This is a genomic window from Coriobacteriia bacterium (assembly GCA_034370385.1).
Classification (GTDB): Bacteria; Actinomycetota; Coriobacteriia; order Anaerosomatales; family PHET01; genus JAXMKZ01.
The window spans coordinates 93,543-113,002 of the sequence record JAXMKZ010000019.1; the positions used below are offsets into that span (position 1 = coordinate 93,543).

Consider the following 19,460-nt stretch of genomic DNA (forward strand, 5'->3'; position numbering starts at 1 on the left):
GGGGGCAGTGTGGACGTTTTTGACCTTCGCGAGCGGCTTGTCGGCGACTTCTCGGAGTATGCCAAGAGCTTCATGAACATCGCGGATGCACGCATCCACGAGCTCGTCGACACCAAGCTCGAAGAGGGTCTCCTTTGGCCCGACCCAAAGGTCCAGTTGAACCCGGCATTCGAGCGTGGCGGCAGCGTCGATGATCTCGTGAACGAGGGCGTCCTGCACTCGGAGTGCTCGCGCATCTTCCGTCGCAGCAAGACCCCCGGTGCGGGACAGGGCTCGTTCGGCGAGCAGATGCACCTTCATCGGCACCAGGACGATGCGATTCGAGTCGCCCGCAGCGCAGAGAACTACGTTCTGACCACGGGCACCGGGTCCGGCAAGAGCCTCGCCTACATCATTCCGATCGTTGACCATGTGCTTCGTCGCGGGAGCGGCAAGGGCATCCAGGCGGTCATCGTTTACCCCATGAACGCACTGGCGAACAGCCAGTTCGGCGAGCTTGAGAAGTTCCTGAAGCATGGCTATCCACCAGGCGGCCAGCCGGTGACGTGGCGGCGATACACGGGCCAGGAGTCCGATGAGGAACGGCGCGAGATCATCGCGAATCCCCCCGACATACTGCTCACCAACTACGTCATGCTCGAACTCATCCTGACCCGTCCCGACGAAGGCAAGCTCGTCAAAGCTATGCGTGGACTGCAGTTTCTGGTCTTCGATGAACTCCATACCTATCGCGGGCGTCAGGGCTCCGATGTTGCCATGCTCATGCGCCGGGTGCGCGAGGCATGCGAATCACCCGCTCTTCAGCACGTCGGCACATCGGCAACACTTGCCGGCGAGGGCACGGTTGCGGCGCAGAAGATCGAGGTAGCGCGACTTGCGACGACGCTGTTCGGCGCCACCGTGAAGCCCGAGTGCGTCATCGGGGAGACGCTGCGGCGAGCAACATCGGGTTCCCCAACGGCGGTAGAACTCGGCACCCGTCTCGGCGTCGGCGTCACCGCACCAGAGACCTACGAGGCGTTCGCGGCGGACCCACTGGCGGCATGGATCGAGACGACGCTCGGCCTGGCGGAGGAGCCCGAGACCGGCGTCCTCATACGGCAGACTCCACGCAACGTCGGCGAGGCGGCCACGCTGCTCTCCGAGCAGAGCTCAGTGCCCGAGGAGCGCTGCGCAGAGGCGATTCGCGACTGCCTGATGACCGGCTACCACGTCCACGATCCCGATGCAGGCAGCCCCGTGTTCGCATTCCGCCTCCACCAGTTCATCAGCCGAGGCGACACGGTCTATGCGACACTCGAGCCGCCGGAATCGCGCGAGATTACCACCGAACCGCAGCGATTCGCACCGAGCTCACGCGACAAGGTTCTGATGCCGCTCGCGTTCTGCCGGGAATGTGGCCAGGAATACTACGTCGCGCAGCTCGAATCGCGTCCTGACGACCAGGACCGTCTCGTCAAACGAGAGATGCGGGATCGCGAAAAGACCGACTCCATCAAGCCGGGCTACCTTTATGTGAGCACAACCGCGCCCTGGCCTGATGACGACGAAGTGGAGCTGGTGAACCTCGTTCCGCAGACATGGACCGAGGAGCACAACGGGCTGACCCGTCTCAAACGCCACTATCGTGAGCAGCTGCCCACGCGGGTCTATGTGGGCGGAGACGGAACCATTGGTGGCGGTGGCAACGAGGCATGGTTCGTGCCGGCGCCTTTCAGGTTCTGCCTCAAGTGCGGTGTCGCGCACAGCTCCAACATCCGTTCGGACTTCGGCAAGCTGGCGACGCTCGGCACTGAGGCTCGAAGCACGGCGACCACTATTCTCGCCATCACAGCGCTTCGCAACTTGCGCGCTGACCTGTCCCTCAGCGAGAGGGCTCGTAAGCTTCTGAGCTTCTCGGACAACCGTCAGGACGCTGCGCTTCAAGCCGGCCACTTCAACGACTTCGTCGAGGTGGGACTGCTTCGCTCCGGCCTCTACCACGCCGCGATGAGTGCCGGCGAGCAAGGCCTCGGCCACCAGGAACTCACTACGAGCGTGATGGAGGCCATGGGCCTGGTACCGATGGACTACGCCGCCGCTCCCGAGGCCAAGTTCGCCGCCGAGCGACGAGCGCGTGAGGCGCTGCTCGATGTGGTCGGCTACCGCCTCTACCGCGACATGCAGCGCGGATGGCGACTGACTTCCCCAAACCTGGAGCAGTGCGGGCTCCTTCGCGTCGAGTACGAGGACCTGGCGGAACTGTGCGCCGACGAGGAATCCTGGAGGGGCTGCCATGAGGCGCTTCTCGAAGCGGAGCCCCAGCTGCGCGAAGAAGTCTCGAAAGCCTTGCTGGACCACATGCGTCGCGTTCTCGCCATCAAGGTTCAGTTCCTTGACCCCAATCGGCTTGAGCAGATGAAGTCGCAGTCGTACACGAACCTGCGTGACCCGTGGGACTTCAGCACTGAGAACCTCGAATACGCGACTGTCGTGTTCCCACGCACCCGGAGCAAGGCCGATGACCGTTCCTACACCTTCGTCTCAGGGCGATCCGGTTTTGCGCGCTACATCTCGCAGAACGGCAAACTCGGCGGCGGCGAGCCTATCTCCCGCGATGACTGCCAACTGATAATCGGCCAGATGTTGAATGTTCTCGCCAGCGCCGGTCTCGTTGAGCAGGTTATCGATGCCGAGCGCGACGAGGACGTTCCCGGCTATCAGCTTCAGTCGGCGGCTATGCGCTGGATTCCCGGCGATGGAACTACCCCCGCCCATGACCCGGTGCGCGTGCCGCGGCTGCCTGCAGAAGGCGCACGGGTCAACGCGTTCTTCGTGGACTACTACCGCACCAAGGCATCCACGCTCAAGGACATGCGTGCCGCCGAGCACACGGCGCAGGTCCTGAGCGAAGAGCGCGAGCGCCGCGAAGAGGCGTTTCGCGAGGCGAAGCTCCCACTGCTGTTCTGCTCGCCCACGATGGAACTGGGCGTCGACATCTCTGAACTCAACTGCGTCAACATGCGCAACGTGCCTCCGACGCCGGCGAACTACGCTCAACGAAGCGGACGCGCGGGACGCAGCGGGCAGCCGGCGCTGGTATTCACCTACTGCTCGGCTGGCAGCCCGCACGATCAGTACTTCTTCCGTCGGCCGGAGGAGATGGTGTCCGGACAGGTGACACCGCCTCGCCTGGACCTCTCGAACGAGGATCTTCTCAGGGCCCACGTCCACTCGATCTGGATACACGAGGCTGGCCTCGCACTGGGTCGCTCGCTCGGAAAGGTACTCGATGTCGAGGGCGATACGCCCTCGCTCGAACTGCTGCCGACAGTCCTGGAGAAGCTCGAGAACGCCACCGCGGCGACGCGAACCATCGAACGAGCTCGTCGCGTGCTCGATTCCATTCCCATGGAGATGCTGCCCGCGGACTGGAACGCCGAGCAGTGGCTGGGCGCGGTCGTTCGAGCGCTGCCGCGTGATTTCCAGGATGCGTGCGACCGGTGGCGCGAACTCTATCGCGCAGCGATGGCACAGCAGGCCCGGGCGAACCGCACCATGCTCGACGCATCGAGCTCGATGAAGGACAAGAACAGCGCCAAGGCCGCTCGTGCCGAGGCGGAGGCGCAGCTCGGGCTCTTGCTGGCCTCCAACGACCGCATCATGCAATCGGACTTCTACAGCTATCGCTACTTTGCGAGCGAGGGCTTCCTGCCGGGCTACAACTTCCCACGGCTGCCACTGTCCGCGTTCATTCCAGGCCGGCGAGGAGGCCGGGGGACCGACGAGTTCCTGTCGCGTCCGCGTTTCCTGGCTATCTCGGAGTTCGGCCCAAACGCCTACGTCTACCACGAGGGATTGCGCTACCAGATCGTGAAGGCGGTGCTGCCAGTCGAGGCCGAGGGCACGGGCACCGAGCGAATCCTGAAGCGGAGCATCAAGCTGTGCTCCGAATGCGGATACCTGCACCCCATCGAGCAGATTGCGCCCGACATCTGCGCCAGTTGCGGCGCTGAACTGCCGGCACCGGTGGACCAGCTCTTCCGGCTGACCAACGTGGGTACGCGTCGTCGCGACCGGATCAACAGCGACGAAGAGGAGCGCCAGCGCCAGGGGTTCGAGCTCACCACGGCGTTCCGCTTTGCCGAGCGCGAAGGCGAGCTCTCTAAGCGCACTGCAGTAGCCTCCTTCGACGGGGAGACCATCGCGGACCTTGCCTACGGCCATTCGGCAACACTCTGGCGCATGAATCTCGGACTGAAGCGGCGCAAGGACCAGGCCGTGAAGGGCTTCCTCATCGACGTCGATTCCGGGATGTGGGCCAAGTCAGAAGAGGTGGAGGACACGGCCGGCAAGAACGAGACCGAGCCGCAGGCCAAGCGGACCGAGCGGGTCGTGCCCTTCGTCGAGGATCGCCGGAACTGCCTCGTGTTCACGCCGACCGGCGAATGGGACTCGACGGTGATGGCGTCGCTTTCCGCCGCGCTCAAGAGCGCCATTCAGGTCACCTACCAGCTCGAGGACTCGGAGCTCGCCGTTGAGCCTCTGCCGGACCGTGCGGGCCGCCGGGCCCTGCTCTTCTACGAGGCGGCGGAAGGCGGCGCTGGCGTTCTCCGTCGTCTGGTGGAGGATCCAACCGCGCTGCCGAGGGTCGCAGCACGAGCGCTTGAGCTCTGCCATTTCGACCCGAGCGGTACCGACATGGGATACGCACGCGGAGCCAAGGAGCCTTGCACGGCGGCCTGCTACGACTGCCTGATGTCCTACTACAACCAGCCCGACCACGAGCTTCTTGACCGCTTCCAGATATCGGGCCTGCTTCTCCAGCTAGCCAAGTCCTCCGTTGAGGTCTCACCCAACGCGCTGCCGCGTGAAGAGCACTTCGAGCGCCTTATGCGACTCACGGATTCGGATCTCGAGCGGAAGTGGCTCACGACGCTGCGTGACGCCAGCCTACGGCTTCCCACCGATGCCCAGCCATTGGTCGAAGCGGCGGGGGCTCGTCCCGACTTCCTCTACCGCGATCACTCAGTCGCGATATTCATCGACGGCCCGGTTCACGATGATGAGGCCACCGCAGCAGACGATTCGGTCAAGCGCGAGGCCCTCGACGACCTTGGCTACACGATGATCGTGTTCCGCTACGACGATGACTGGCCCGCACTCCTCAAGCGATTCCCCGAAGTCTTCGGAGGTTCCAGGTGAGCTTCGCTGTCGGCGCTTTGGTGCGTGCCCGCAATCGGGAGTGGGTTGTCCTTCCGGACTCAACGGACGAACTCCTCCTGCTCAGGCCCCTCGGTGGCACAGATGAAGAGCGCGCTGGAGTCCTCACTGCCCTTGAGACTGTGGAGCCGGCCACCTTCGGGCTCCCGGACCCGGACAAGGCTGGCGATTTCCAATCAGCCAGGTTGTTGCGCGATGCCCTGCGTCTCGGGTTCCGTTCCGGCGCCGGGCCGTTCCGATCGCTTGGCCGCATCGCATGCGAGCCCCGGCCCTATCAGCTAGTGCCGCTGCTCATGGCGCTGCGCCAAGACCCCGTTCGTCTGCTCATCGCCGACGACGTCGGTATCGGCAAGACCATCGAGGCAGGACTCATCGCCCGAGAGATGCTGGACCAGGGCGAGACCACACGGCTCTCGGTCATCTGCCCTCCGCACCTCGCCGAGCAGTGGAAGCGCGAGCTGTCCGAGAAGTTCCACATCGATGCCGAGCTCGTGCTGGCCTCGACCGCGCGTCGCTTGGAGCGGGGTCTCGAACACGGCGAGTCGCTCTTCTCCCACTATCCCTTCACCGTGGTCTCCCTCGACTTCATCAAGACCGACCAGCACCGTGATTCCTTCCTGCGCGCGGCCCCGGAGCTCATCATCGTGGATGAGGCGCACACCTGTGCGTTCGGCGCTCAGGAGCGGGGCAGGATGCAGCGATTCGAGCTGCTTCAGGCCCTGGCAAAGGACCCAAAGCGCCACATTCTGCTCGTGACTGCCACCCCCCACAGCGGCAAACAGAATGCGTTTCGTTCGCTGCTTGAGCTGCTAGAACCGTCACTCGCGAACATGCCCGACGAACTCACGGGCGCCGAGAACTCCATCTATCGACGTGAGCTCGCCAAGTACCTCGTCCAGCGGCGTCGAGGTGACATCCAGCGGTATCTGGAGACCGACACTGCGTTTCCTAAGCGCAAGGATGCCGAGCTGACCTACGCTCTCTCCCCCGAGTACCACCAGCTCTTCGAGGACGCCGTTGCCTACGCGAAGAACAGCGCCAGCAAGGGCGGTGACGAGCGCACGAAACGCCTGCGCTGGTGGGCGCTCGTCAGTCTCCTGCGGTCAATCGGGTCCTCGCCGGCCGCTGCGGCCGAGACGCTGCGCAACCGTGCTCCCGGTCTCGACACGGAGAACGTCGACCAGCTCGATGAGCTGGGTCGCAGCATGGTGCTGGGCTTCGAGGAAGACGAGACCGAGTCCAGCGACGTAGTTCTGGGTGCGGAGCTCGACGAGAAGGTGGGCTTCAGCAGCTCCGAGCGCAAGCAACTCCGTGAGCTCGCAGACCGTGCCGAGCTGCTCAAGGGAGACAAGGACCCTAAGCTCACGGGCGTCGTGAAGATAGTGAAAGACCTGCTGAAGGATGGCTTCAACCCAATCGTGTTCTGCTACTACATCCCGACTGCGGAGTACGTGGCCGAGGAGCTGCGCTCGCGCTTGCCCAAGAAGGTCGCGGTCGAGGCCGTCACCGGAAGGCTCGCACCCGAGGGGCGTGAGGCCCGTATCGAGGAGCTCGCCGAGCACGAACAGCGCGTCCTGGTCGCCACCGACTGCCTGAGCGAGGGAGTGAACCTCCAGAACGTCTTCGACGCCGTCGTCCACTACGACATGTCGTGGAATCCCACCACCCACGAACAGCGCGAGGGCCGGGTAGACCGCTTTGGCCAGCTCAACCCCGAGGTTCGGGTGGTCACCTATTTCGGCAAGGACAACCCGATAGACGGAATCGTGTTGAACGTCCTGATTCGCAAGCACAAGGCGATCCGAAATGCGCTAGGAGTCTCGGTCCCGGTTCCCGCGGGGTCCGAGACGGTGGTCGAGGCGATCTTCGAGGGACTCGTCATCCGCGAGGCGAGTGGTGCGAGAGGCGAGCAGCTCCAGCTCGACATGGCGGAGTTCATCAAGCCCAAGCAGATGCAGCTCGATGCCGAGTGGGACGCAGCCGAAAACCGCGAGAAGCGCTCGCGCACCGTCTTCGCGCAGGAAACCATCAAGCCGGATGAGGTCGCGGCTAGGCTCGCAGAGGTGGTCGAGCAACTTGGCTCCCAAGTGGAGGTTCGCGAGTTTGTGATTGCTGCGCTCAAGGCAGCGGGCGCGCGAGTGAGTGGTGTGGGCGTGCTCGCGGTTGACCTTCGCGAAGCGAGAGTCGACCTCCGCGACCTCATCGGTCGCGAGAGGAAGAGCCTCGAGATCGCCTTCGAGCCCTCCGCGAAGCCGGAGCAGATCTACCTTCATCGCACGCACCCAATCGTCGAAGCCATCGCCACATGGGTGCTCGACACCGCGCTGGACGATATTGCGGTTGGGCCTGCGCAAAGGGCTGGCGTCATGCGCACGGATGCGGTCTCGGTGCGAACTACGCTTCTGCTCACGCGCTATAGATTCTCAGTCGATGCGAAGCGCGGTGATGCCGAGCGTCGCCTTCTTGCAGAAAGCTCAGGCATGCTCGCATTCCGAGGCTCACCGACATCTCCAGAATGGCTCGGCGCAGATGAGATCGCCGCACTACTGAAGGCACGGCCATCCGGCAACGTGGTTGGCGCGAGTGAGTCGATCCGCAAAGTGCTGGACGCCTACCCGGGACAGCTTGCCGCCTTCGTGGATTCCGACGCAGGGGTGCGGGCGACGGCGCTGGAGTCGGAATACCGCGAGATGCGTGAGGCCGCACGCCTGAAGGGCGTGAGCTATCGAGTGACCCATCTGCCACCAGACGTTCTAGGCGTCTACGTGTTCGTCCCGCAGACCGCCGGACAGGTGAGCTGACCATGGCCCGGACGCAGAGCACATTCAGCACTGTTCGCACTGAAGGCTCGCTCCTGCCGGCAGACTTCCTCCAGCGTCTGCTGACACCGAAGTCGGACATCGAAGGGCTTCGTTCCGAGGACTACCACCTTGTGGGGCGCGAACGGATTGATGACGCGGCCAGCCGTTCATGGCTCAGGCTTGTAGGGGCCTGGTCCGCATTCCGCGGCCAACTCCAGCGTCTGTCTACCGACGACACTGCAACCACTATTACGCGCGAGAAGTGGCTCTACGTGCTCTTTTCCGAACTCAACTACGGTCGTTTGGAGGCAGCCAGGGGCATCACCGCCGAGGGCAAGCCGTATCCTGTCTCTCATCTTTCCGGGAGCGTGCCGCTGCACCTCGTAGGCGCGAATATCGACCTCGACAAGCGCACGAAGGGGGCTGCTGGAGCTGCAACGATGAGCCCCCATGGTCTCGTCCAGGAGCTGCTCAATCGCTCTGATGGCTACCTCTGGGGCGTTGTCTCGAACGGTCGGATCCTGCGCGTCCTTCGGGACAACGCAGCCATGACGCGACAGGCGTTCGTGGAGTTCGATTTGGAGGCGATGCTCGAGGGCCAGGAGTATCACGACTTCGTGTTGCTCTGGATGCTGCTCCACCAGTCGCGCCTCGAGGGGGAGCGACCCGAAGAGTGTTGGCTTGAGAAGTGGGTTGCGACCAACCGCTCCCAGGGCACGCGCGCACTGGACGCATTGCGCGGCGGCGTGGAAGCCGCCATCACAGCGTTGGGCACTGGACTGGTCTCGCACCGAGGCAACAGCAACCTGAAGACCGCCCTGCGTGATGGCGATCTCGACAAACACGACCTCTACCGGCAAGTCCTCCGCGTCGTCTATCGCCTGATTTTCCTCTTTGCGACAGAGGACCGCGAGCTGGTCTTCTCCCCCGGGGCGACACGAGAAGCGAAAGACCGCTATCTCAAGTACTACTCAGTGTCTCGCCTTCGCCGACTCGCAGAACGCAGGCGAGGCGACGGACAGTCCGACCTATGGCAACAGCTCCTGCTCACATTCGAGCTGTTCGCCACGGGCGAGGGTGAAAGCTCGCTGGGCGTGCCCTTCGTCGGAGGGCTATTCCGAGACAACGATCCGCTGCTGGCGAATTCGCAAGTGTCGAACCTTCATCTACTGGAGGCCATCCGTGCCCTTACCTCGGTTCTCGACGGCAAGGCGCGGCGCCGTGTGGACTACCGGAATCTCGGGGCGGAGGAGCTTGGCAGCGTCTACGAATCGCTTCTTGAACAGCACCCGAACCTCAACCTAGAGACGGGCTCGTTTGAACTCGGGACTGCTGCCGGATCTGAGCGCAAGACCACGGGCAGCTACTACACGCCGAGCTCGCTTATCGGCTTGCTACTCGACTCCGCTCTGGAGCCCGTGCTCGAGGAGCGAATCGAGACAGCGCGCAAGGAAAAGCGTGACGTCGAGGAGGCCATTCTTGACCTTAAGGTGTGCGATCCAGCATGCGGCTCCGGGCATTTCCTCATCGCCGCCGCGCATCGAATCGCTCGGGAGCTCGCCAAGGTTCGGACCGGCGATGACGAGCCTTCACCCTCTGCCCAGCGCCATGCGCTGCGCGACGTAGTCTCGCGCTGCATCTACGGTGTGGACATTAACCCGATGGCGGTTGAGCTCGCCAAGGTGGGGCTCTGGCTTGAGGCTATCGAGCCCGGAAAACCGCTATCGTTTCTCGATCATCACCTCAAGCAGGGCAACTCGCTTCTAGGTGCTACACCGGCGTTGATTGATATGGGGATTCCGGACGAGGCCTTCGTGCCCATCGAAGGTGACGACAAGAAGATCGCTTCCTCGTACAAGGCACGCAACAAGTCGGCACGTGGCGGTCAGATGGATCTACTCGCGGCAGAGGAGCCGAGTGACTATGGAGCGCGGCTCGCTGACGATCTAGCACGCATCGATGCTATGTCCGACGAGACACCGGAGCGGCTAGCGGACAAGGAGTCGGCCTTCAGCGCATTCTCACGGTCCGCACTGTACTCGGACTCGAAGCTCGTGGCTGATGCCTACTGTGCCGCCTTCGTGTGGCCTGCTGCCACTGGCGCGCCGGCTCCGATTACGCAGGGCGTTCTTGAAGGACTCCGCGGCGGCACTAACCCGCTCAGCGCGGATTCGAGCACTACCGTGGCGGCGCTCGCCGACGTGTACGAGTGGTTCCACTGGCACCTGCAGTTTCCCGACGTATTCCTCACATCGGCACGCTATTCATCGGCTTTCCCTGATGGCTGGGCTGGAGGGTTTGACTGTGTTCTCAGCAACCCGCCATGGGAGCAGATGGAGGTTGACGAGAAGGAGTATTTCGCCGAGCGCGAGCCTCGGATCGCTGGAGCGCGTAACTCGCATGCCCGCAAGCAGCTGATAGCGAAGCTGTCGACGGAAGACCCATCGCTGATCGAGGCGTTCGTGGCGGAACGCCGGCGTGTGGCGGGGGCAGTTCATTTTGCGAGGGCTTCGGGGCGCTTTCCGCTTTCGGCAATGGGCAGACCCAACACGTATCGACTGTTTGCGGAGGCGATGACCTCGATAGCCGGCGGCGACGGCCGTATCGGCTGCGTACTGCCCACGAGCATTGCCACAGACGACATGACGAAGGTGTTCTTCGGAGCTCAGGTGGCGTTGGGAACTCTCGTGAGCCTCTATGACTTCGAGAACAAGCGACGAATCTTCCCTGCGGTGGGCACCGTCTTCCACTTCTGCCTTCTCACGATGACGGGTGGAGCACGACGAGACCAGCCCGCCGAGTTCGCATTCAACCTACTGGCGGTGCAGCAAGTCCGGGATAGCGACCGTGTGTATCGGCTGTCCGCCGGTGAAGTCGCTTTGGTGAATCCCCTGACGCGGACCGCCCCGATGTTCGCGAGTCGCGACGACGCCGACGTTGCGTTACGCATCTACTCGTCCGTCGACGCCCTCAATGCAAGCCCGCAAGAGCCCGGTGGCGCTTGGAGCATTCGTCTGCGCCAGGGTCTGTTCAACATGGCTACCGACTCGGGGCTGTTCAGAGTGCTGGAGGACCTCGAGGCAGCGGGCTACCAGCGGCACTCGAATCGCTTCGAACTCGAAGATGCCCTTCTGCTTCCACTCTATGAAGCGAAGCTGTTCACTCAGTATGATTATCGATTCGGGACCTTCGAAGGGATTCCGGCTAGCAAACGATTCGGCGTGAAGGCGGCGCCCGATCGCGTGGATGGGTGCCGTCACGGAGATGCATCGTTCGCGGTGATGCCCCGCTACTGGGTCTCAAGCGAGGCGGTGCAAGGGCGTGTGGGCGATGAATGGGAATACGAGTGGATGCTCGCCTGGAGGAACGTCACCCGGGGTCAGGCGAGCGCAAGGTCCCTAATTGTGGGGGTCATCCCCATGGTCGGAGTGGGCCATTCGGCGCCCGTCATTTTCCCTCGCCAGCCGCCGGCTCTGATTGCCGGGCTCGTGGCGATGCTGAACTCCTTCGTTGTGGACTACGCGGCGCGACTGAAGCTCGCTGGTCCCAATCTCACATTCGGGATCCTGAACCAGCTACCGGTGCTGCCTCCGCAGGCCTTGATCGATCGAGGTGATGCGCGTTTCGGGCCCAAGTGGTTCGCGGAGCGCGTTCTCGAGTTGGTCTACACCTCAGCAGAGATGGAGCCGTTCGCGCGCGACTTGGCCTATGAGGGAGAGCCCTTTGCCTGGGACGAGGCGCGCCGGTTCGAACTTCGATGTCAGATTGACGCTGCGGTGTTCCATCTCTACGGCGTAGCACTCGCGGATGTCGAGCACATCATGGACACCTTCACGGTCATCAGGGCTGCCGAAGCAGCGCGCTTCGGCGGCTACCGCACGAAGCACCGTATTCTCGAGTTGTTCGACGAGTACTCCAATTAGCGGAAGAGTGCAGCAGCGCCCCGGAGGCCATATGCCAGCAGTTTGGTGGGTCAATCAAACAGAGCCGCAGTACTCCATCGACTTGAAACGGGGCTACCGTTGGTCCCCATCGAAGACGAAGTCCGGTGGAGTCCGTGAGGCATGGCGCTGCCTCGAAGACATGGTCCCGGGCGACATTTGGATTAGCTGGGAACGACAGTCCATCGTCGCGCTAGGGGTGGTTACGGCGGAGCCTGAGTCAGCGCCGTGGCCGGCTGATCAGGATGACCGAAGCGACTGGCCCGGAGCAGGCGGTATCCGAGTTCATTCTGAGAATGTGCCGCTGGACAAACCCATTCGCGCCGACGAGATTCCCGCTGCCTGGAAGCGCGCGGCGGGACCGTTTCGCGCGAACCTCTGGGTGAAGCTGTCTTCGGTCGAAGCCGTCGTTCCAGAGGCTGCCGATGAGCTTCGTAAGATGTTCGTCGACCGATGGCCCGTGGGTTCCCCGTGGGGCGTCGACGCGCCGCCCGCCAGCTCGCCACGCGCCACGCGCTATTGGATAAACATCCATACGCCCGAGACTTGGGAGCGGTTCAGCGTGGGCGACATCGAGGTAGCCAGTTCACTGACCAAGGGAAGATCCATCGCCCGTGGTGACATCTTCATCAATTTCGTGACTGGCGATGGTGGGCGGTGGGTCTCCGCTGAGGAGATTGTCTCGGACGCTCGCCCGGCCCGTTCGAGGCCCTACGCGGGATATGACTCTCAGTGGGAATGGGCGGTGCGACCACTTACGGCTCGGCTGTCACTGCATGATGGCATTGTGACAAGGAAGACCGTCTCCAAACTCGAGATGTTCCGAGGGCACGAGGCGAACTGGGGAGTGCGCGTCCGACGCTCGGGAGTTGAAATACCCGAGTGCGACGCAGAGTTGATCATTGGGTGGATAGATGCCGTATCTGAGAGGATGAGCTAATGGCCAGACTCGCGCGAGATGGCGCTGACAAGGTCTACGCGGTTGCGGAGCGCTTTCGAGTGGGCGCGCTTGAGTCCGATGGGTCGGTGCTGACGCCGGGCAGGGCCGTTTGGACCGCAGCGTCGCTGGACGAGATACGTGAACGCTTCACGATCAACTGGGATGGCGGCGAGGACTCCTTCATGGAGAAGCTGAAGCGCCAGCTCGAGGGCGCCGATGATGATGTGATCCAGCTGATGGTCGAGGCGTTTCTCATGCACGTGCTCGTCACCGTGAGCATCGGCGGGGCGAAGAAGCGCGAGACTATCCATGAGATTCTGGGGTGGATGAAGGATCCGTGCGAATTGCCGCCAGAGGTCGATGCCGCACTCGACTACGGCTTGGCGGGCACTGGAACGTTCTTCAACAGGGGCCGCGACCGCCAGATCCGGTTCATTATCGAGGCGATGCGCGCATGGAAGGCGCTCCCCGAGGAGGCTCGCGCTGCCGCGTCGGAGGACCCTTGGGCGTTCAAAGACCAGGTCTGCTCGATAGAGGTGAACAGCGCCTGGATGCAGCGCAGCGCCCTGCTCCACCTTCTCTTCCCCGAGACCTTCGAGCGCTCGTTGTCGCGTGAAGACAAGGCGCAGATAGTCTCTGCATTCGCCGATCTCATCGGCGGCGCGGAGCGTGCGAAGGAGCTCGACGAGGACCAAGCACTTCTGGCCATTCGCGAGGTTCTCAGCACGCAGTACGGGCCGGACTTCGACTACTACGACACGCCCGAGGTGTTCGCGCGCTGGCACGAAGCTGAGCCGACGACCGAGGTGCCGTTCCTGGACAGGGTCCTCACCGCCTATCCGGGCTGGACTGGGTTCTCGGACCCGCGCTTCATCAAGGACGAGGTCAACTACAAGCGCGTTGCGTCGGAGAACGCGCAGGCACTGCTCGGCGCGGAACCGCTACGAGGGCTCATCGACGCGGGGCAATTCACGGAAGTCATCTCCCGCGTGGAGAAGGTCGGCCAGTCAACCAATCTGCTGTGGCTTCAGGTTCCCAAGGACGGTGACCTCTCGCTGCTCTATCGGCAGGGGCTTGACCAGTCTGAGTTCGCAGAGCAGCTCTATGACCTACTACATGGCGAGGGTGAAAGCCCCACCAGGCTCGGACGCTTCACCGACTACACCACTGCTCGGGGTCTGCCGACCAAGTGGGCCCTTCCCACCTATCTGCTGATGCTGCTCCACCCGGAGACTGACTTCTTCGTAAAACCACGAGCCACCAAGTGGTTCCTAGATGAGGTCGATGCTGGATTCGACTTGAGCTCCAAGGCATCGGGAGAGGTCTACGCGAGGATTCTCGAAGAGGTCGGCGCGCTGCGAGAGGCGCTTGCCGCTTATGAGCCGCAGTCGACGGTCGATGTGCAGGGATACATCTGGGTGGCGTTCCGCACTCCGCCAAACGCGGCCGCCGGAGTCGATGATCCCGATCCGCGCACTCTCGCAGCGCCGTTTTCCCGCTTCTTCCTGGACTGGGAGACCGCGTGGTGGGCCTTCGACATCGCGAGAGATGGGCTGGTGCGTGCTGGGGTCGCTGGCCCTGATGACGACCGCCTGGCCGCGACGATGCCCGAGGGCCGACGAATCCACATTGACGTTGGAAGCTGGCTCCTATTTGGTCTCGGCAACGAGCGCTCAAAGGATCAGCAGATCGTCTTCCCGCTCACGAAGGACTCCGACCTCTACCAGATTGCCGGCGGCGGGACCGGATTTGCCGCTGACTCGAATGTGACCCTCGGCTGTCTTCCCCTCGCCGACGCGCGCGAAAGCGTGGATGCGCTCCACGCGGCGATGGAGCCGGCGCTGGATTCCGCGAAGATACTCTTTGAAGGCCATGTGCGCTCGCCCTACCGCGTTTACAGTCGGCCTGAGCTTGCCGAAGCCATATTCGATGATGAGAAGCGAGTGAGACTCTTGAGCGAAGGAATCGCAGCGCCCGAGCAATCATCTGTCTATGACCACATCGCCGCGGAGGGCTTTCACTTCCCCGACTGGTTGGTTACCGACTATGTGTTGTCGCTTGCGACCAAGCCATTCGTGATCCTCTCTGGCATTTCGGGCACGGGAAAGACGAAGATGGCGCAGCTCGTGAGCGCGCACGTCGCCCCCGCGTCGGTTCAAGATGTCGTGATCGCCCCGGATGCCGCAGGAGCGGCGCCCGGAGCCGTGCGGGTCGAGGTTCAGCGCAGCGCCTTCGAATACCGGAGGCTGACGATTCCCTTCGCGTTGGTCGAGGGATTCACCGTCCCGGCTCCCAACACACCGCCGACCGACTTCGTGGTGCACGCCGGTGGCCAGCGTTGGGATGCGCGACTCTACGTTCATCCGTCCGGCAGGAACGTGCAGGTTCACATGAAGCCGGAACTCCACGACTGGTTCCAGGCCAACGCGAGGCGGGGCGACTACTTGGAACTTCGACTGCTACCCTCCGAGGGCATCCCCGACTTCGAGCTGGAGCTGGCCATCGTCGCGACGGAGCGTCGGAGTGAGCTCGTTCCTTCGCAGCGGATCGCGTTCCTGTCTGTCCGCCCGGACTGGACCGATAACCGGGCGCTTCTCGGCTACTACAATCCGCTCACGCAGAAGTACCAGACGACTGAACTACTGCGGCTCCTGCTTCGTGCGCAGGCGAATCCCGATGAGCCGCACTTCGTCATCCTCGACGAAATGAACCTCGCCAAGGTGGAGTACTACTTCTCGGACTTCCTCTCCGCGGTCGAGGCCGATTCGGAGCTGGTGCTTCATGACGCCGGAGAGGACCTGATTCTCGAGACCCTCGATGGAATCAGCGTTCCGCAAAGGCTGCGCGTGCCCACGAATGTAGTCTTCACCGGGACCGTCAACGTCGACGAGACAACCTACATGTTCAGCCCCAAGGTTCTGGACCGGGCGAACACGCTTGAGTTCAATGCGGTGGACTTGGTTTCGTATGGTTTGGGCGAGGGCTTCGAGACCGGCGACTTCCGGTTGCTCCCCGAGGTATCGGTCGAGGGTCTGCTCGCGTCCTACCGCAAGCCGATCCCGCAGGACTGGCAGTCCCTGCCGCAGGAGTACGCCGACCGCCTGCGTGTCCTTCACGGCCTCATGGCGCAGCACAATCTCCACTTCGGGTATCGCGTCGCTAATGAGATCGCTCGCTACCTCAATCTCGCAGCGGAGTTCGTTGGACCTGAGGCACTGGAAACCGCATACGACCTGCAGGTGCTTCAGAAGATCCTGCCCAAGCTCTCGGGAAGCCGCGCGAAGCTGGAAGGTCCACTGACGGATCTTCTCGAGCACCTCGCCAAGGAAGATCTACCGCTGTCGGCGGCCAAGGTTGGCCGAATGCTCAAGACAGTCCAGTCGGTCGGTTTCGTGAGCTTCGTCGAGTGATTCGACTCCGCACAGGAACCGGGTACGCGGAGGACGTCCCGACGGGCGCCGATGGCCGTATTCTGCTTTGGTGCTGGCAAGACTACCTTGTCGAGTCACCAGAGCAACCGGCGCTACCAGTCTCGTGTGTGACTCAGGAGCTGCCCTCGGAGGATGGATGGCGCGCGCTCGTCAACTTCGGCGACTATGTCGGGTTGCTCGATCTTGCCGGAAGCATCTGCGAGATTCGCTCGCACAAGCTCGATAGCAAGGGCTTCGACGATCTACTGCTGGAGATTTCTGCGCGTATCGCCAACCTGCCTTTCGACGTCAATTCGCCGACGTTCGTGCCGTTCTCACGCGACGTCACCGACGAGCGCGATCGGCTCTATCAGGCATTCGTCTACCTGCGCTGGGCGATGTGGTCGAGCAGCCCGTCGCTGTTCGAATCCTGGGCAACAATCAGCGCGGACCCGCATCGGGTGCTCGTCCGCGAGGAGCGCCGCGAAACACCTTGGGACGCACGCGGAGTCACTCCTCGCACGCTCGAGCGCATCGCCTCGCATCCGGAGAACTGGGTTGAGCTCGATTCCGATTCACTGTTGAGTTCGACAGCATTGGCTCGCGCTCTCACGGATGATGCCGGACGTGCCCACTTCCCGCGCGAGGTCGTCGAGGTCATCGCCGAGCCGACGCTCGACACCCCCGAGAATCGTTTCGCCCGCCACTTCCTCTCCACTGCGCACGAATTGGTTGAGCGGCTCCTGGTTGTTCTCGGCCAGCAATCCGCAGTCGATCTGGATCTGACCGCCGATGCCGACAAGCTGGCGCAGGAGCTCCGTGCCATGCAACAGGCCCCATTCCTGCGCGAAGTCGGCGACCTGCGTTCATTCCCTGCGCAGTCCCAAGTGCTACAGAAGCGCACGGGCTACCGAGAGCTGCTGCTCCATTTCCATGCGCTATCGCTCGCGTCTCGGTATCCCATCTCGGCTGCCGACCTGACCCGGATCATCGAGACGAAGAGTGCCAGCCTGCTCTACGAGTATTGGTGCTTCTTCGAGATGGCCGAGCAGATTCGGCGACTGGGATTGCGACCACTGCACGGCGTGCCGGTCGGTGGCGATGAGATGTCCGCGACGCTCAATGAGGGCATCAAGCTCGTGTTCGAGGATGGGGTGGAACTCCACTACAACCGGAGCTTCTCTCGTGCGAATACGCAGTGGCGGTCGTACTCCGTCACGCTGCGTCCCGACATCGTCCTCAAAGTCGGGGACACCCTCCACCTGTTCGACGCGAAGTTCCGTATCGACCGCTGGGCCGTAGAGGACTTCGACGCGGACGCTGCAGCCAAGGAGGCCGTCGAGAACGATGACCGTGCCGGCCGCGCTTCGGCGATCTGGTGGAAGAACGCCGACATCCACAAGATGCACGCCTACCGAGATGCGCTAGGACGCGACGGCGCCCATGTGGCGACCGTGCGGATGCTGTATCCGGGGACACAGGAGGTCTTCTACCCGGCCGAACCGGGTGGAGGCGAGGGCGTGGGAGCTGTGCCACTGACGCCTAGGTGCGGCGCTGACGAACTGAGAGCAGTACTCCATGGCGTGCTGATCGCCAAGCCTGAGCGGGTGGCCCCACGTGCTGCTGGACGCTTATGACCAGGCGCGTCAGCCCAGACAGAGCTTTCGATTGCCTCCACCTTGTCGCCCGCGGGATTTCCATCGGGAGACCCGGTCCTCGCACTATGCTAGCGGCTCGATCGCTGAGCCGCAGTGCTTGCACTTGATAGCGGCGGACTTCACCTCTTCGGCGCAGTAGGGGCACGTCCGGGTGTCTGTAGATGCGGCTGAAGGAACCGGTGATGCCGCGGAAGGAACTGGTTCGAGGTATTCGCCAGGCGCTAGACTGACTGAGTTTCCTGCGTATGTGCCGGATAATCCCGGCCTCTTCTGGTTGAAGTCGATTGACCCACACTGCGGGCAGCGGTTCCTAGATTCCACCCGCGCCTTCTGGGCCTCGAGACCCGCAAGATAGCCACCCGCCAGCCCGCCGCTCCCCAGCGCCTGCATCTTTGCGCCCGTAATCGAAAGGCCATTGGGCGCCGCTTCTCGTGCCTCTTTGGGCGTCAGGTACCATGTGGCGCCGCACTTTCGGCACGTGCGCATTAGCTCCTTCGCCATCGCAAGCCCCAATCCACTCCGTACTGACACAGGTTGCGACACCGAATATACCCGACCGCGTTGGCGCTCGTCGGCATGAGCCCACAGTCGCAAGGGCCACGCACGCGTCCGAAAGCTTGCGTGACCGCGTCGCGACCCTCGGCGCGTCCAGCTCGCCCGATGACGTACCCCGTGAGCCACAGACGGTCTACGATGGCCCGCCACCTGCGCTTGAGGGCCCCTGCGGGCTTCGTACCGAGGAGTTTCAGGGGTCTTACCGCTGGTAGAAGGCCGGTATCCCCACCAGGAGGCCCCGGTCCTCACATCATGCTAGCGGCTCGATTGCTGAGCCGCAGTGCTTGCACTTGATGGCGGCGGACTTCACCTCTTCGGCACAGTAGGGGCACGTCCGGGTGTCTGTAGATGCGGCTGAAGAAACTGGTGATGCCGCGCAAGGGACTGAGTCGTCGTATGCACCAGCCGCTAGACGCCGCTCGGCCTCCTTCTTGGCGTCTGCCCACCCCACACTGTCCTGGGCCATGTGCAGCCTCATCAGCTCGAACTTCTGCTGCGTGTGAGCCTGATTCTCTAGCGCCTCCAGGAGTTTGAGTGAATGGTAGGGCCTGCCTGTGTACTTGCCGAACAATCCCGGCCCCTTCATGTCGAAGTCGTTCGATTCACACTGCGGGCAGCGGTTCCTAGGATCAACACGCCACTTCTGGGCTTCAAGACGCGCAGGATGGTTGCCCGCCACACCGCCGCTCCCCAGTGCATGCATCCTTGCGCCCTGAATCGAAGCGATATCGGGTGCCGCTTCCCGTGCCTCCTCGTGCGTGAGGTACCACGTGGTACCGCAGTCACGGCACGTGCGCATTTGCTCCTTCGCCTGCGCATTCCGGTGAAGCCGATCACCTGTTCCACGGCAAGCCGGACAGCGTTCCGCCGCAAGCCGGACGGTCTTGCGCCAGGCGGCGCTTCGTACACTCAGAGTGACGCGGTGTCCGGCTTCAGGTCAACTTCCGCGGACG

At 63.0% G+C, this 19,460-nt stretch carries 7 protein-coding genes; 6 read left to right on the forward strand and 1 reads right to left on the reverse strand.

The genetic code is table 11. The features are described 5' to 3' along the window. Nucleotides 1-9: 9 nt before the first annotated feature. Genes U1E26_04745 through U1E26_04770 form a run of 6 tightly spaced genes read left to right on the forward strand, consistent with a single transcriptional unit; the run spans nt 10 to nt 17,931 of the window. Nucleotides 10-5,184 (forward strand): DEAD/DEAH box helicase, encoded by a 5,175-nt coding sequence (locus U1E26_04745; GenBank protein MDZ4168950.1) that lies wholly within the window; start codon nt 10-12, stop codon nt 5,182-5,184. Next, nucleotides 5,181-8,003: a helicase-related protein gene (locus tag U1E26_04750; GenBank protein MDZ4168951.1), complete on the forward strand. Its 2,823-nt coding sequence runs from the start codon at nt 5,181-5,183 to the stop codon at nt 8,001-8,003. Before U1E26_04745 ends, U1E26_04750 begins: the two co-directional genes overlap by 4 nt. A 2-nt stretch (nt 8,004-8,005) precedes the next feature. Continuing rightward, nucleotides 8,006-11,926: an N-6 DNA methylase gene (locus U1E26_04755; GenBank protein ID MDZ4168952.1), complete on the forward strand. Its 3,921-nt coding sequence runs from the start codon at nt 8,006-8,008 to the stop codon at nt 11,924-11,926. A 31-nt stretch (nt 11,927-11,957) separates the two neighbouring features. After that, nucleotides 11,958-12,884 carry a hypothetical protein gene (locus U1E26_04760; GenBank protein ID MDZ4168953.1) on the forward strand — a complete coding sequence of 309 codons (927 nt, stop codon included), beginning with the start codon at nt 11,958-11,960 and terminating at the stop codon, nt 12,882-12,884. Continuing rightward, the gene (locus tag U1E26_04765) at nt 12,884-16,294 is read left to right on the forward strand and encodes a hypothetical protein (GenBank protein MDZ4168954.1); all 3,411 of its coding nucleotides are present in this window, start codon (nt 12,884-12,886) and stop codon (nt 16,292-16,294) included. The genes U1E26_04760 and U1E26_04765 overlap by 1 nt, the downstream gene beginning before the upstream one ends. Further along, complete coding sequence (locus U1E26_04770; protein MDZ4168955.1) at nt 16,291-17,931, forward strand: DUF2357 domain-containing protein; 1,641 nt, start codon at nt 16,291-16,293, stop codon at nt 17,929-17,931. The genes U1E26_04765 and U1E26_04770 overlap by 4 nt, the downstream gene beginning before the upstream one ends. An 826-nt stretch (nt 17,932-18,757) precedes the next feature. On the opposite strand, the gene U1E26_04775 is transcribed toward U1E26_04770, so the two are convergent. Further along, the gene (locus tag U1E26_04775; protein ID MDZ4168956.1) at nt 18,758-19,306 is read right to left on the reverse strand and encodes a hypothetical protein; all 549 of its coding nucleotides are present in this window, start codon (nt 19,304-19,306) and stop codon (nt 18,758-18,760) included. Nucleotides 19,307-19,460 lie beyond the last annotated feature (154 nt).

Bases quoted from the DNA above. Each gene is read 5' to 3' on its own strand.
- U1E26_04755 (MDZ4168952.1), top strand. From the start codon at position 8,006: ATGGCCCGGACGCAGAGCACATTCAGCACTGTTCGCACTGAAGGCTCG.
- U1E26_04760 (MDZ4168953.1), top strand. From the start codon at position 11,958: ATGCCAGCAGTTTGGTGGGTCAATCAAACAGAGCCGCAGTACTCCATC.
- U1E26_04765 (MDZ4168954.1), top strand. From the start codon at position 12,884: ATGGCCAGACTCGCGCGAGATGGCGCTGACAAGGTCTACGCGGTTGCG.
- U1E26_04775 (MDZ4168956.1), bottom strand. From the start codon at position 19,306: ATGCGCACGTGCCGTGACTGCGGTACCACGTGGTACCTCACGCACGAG.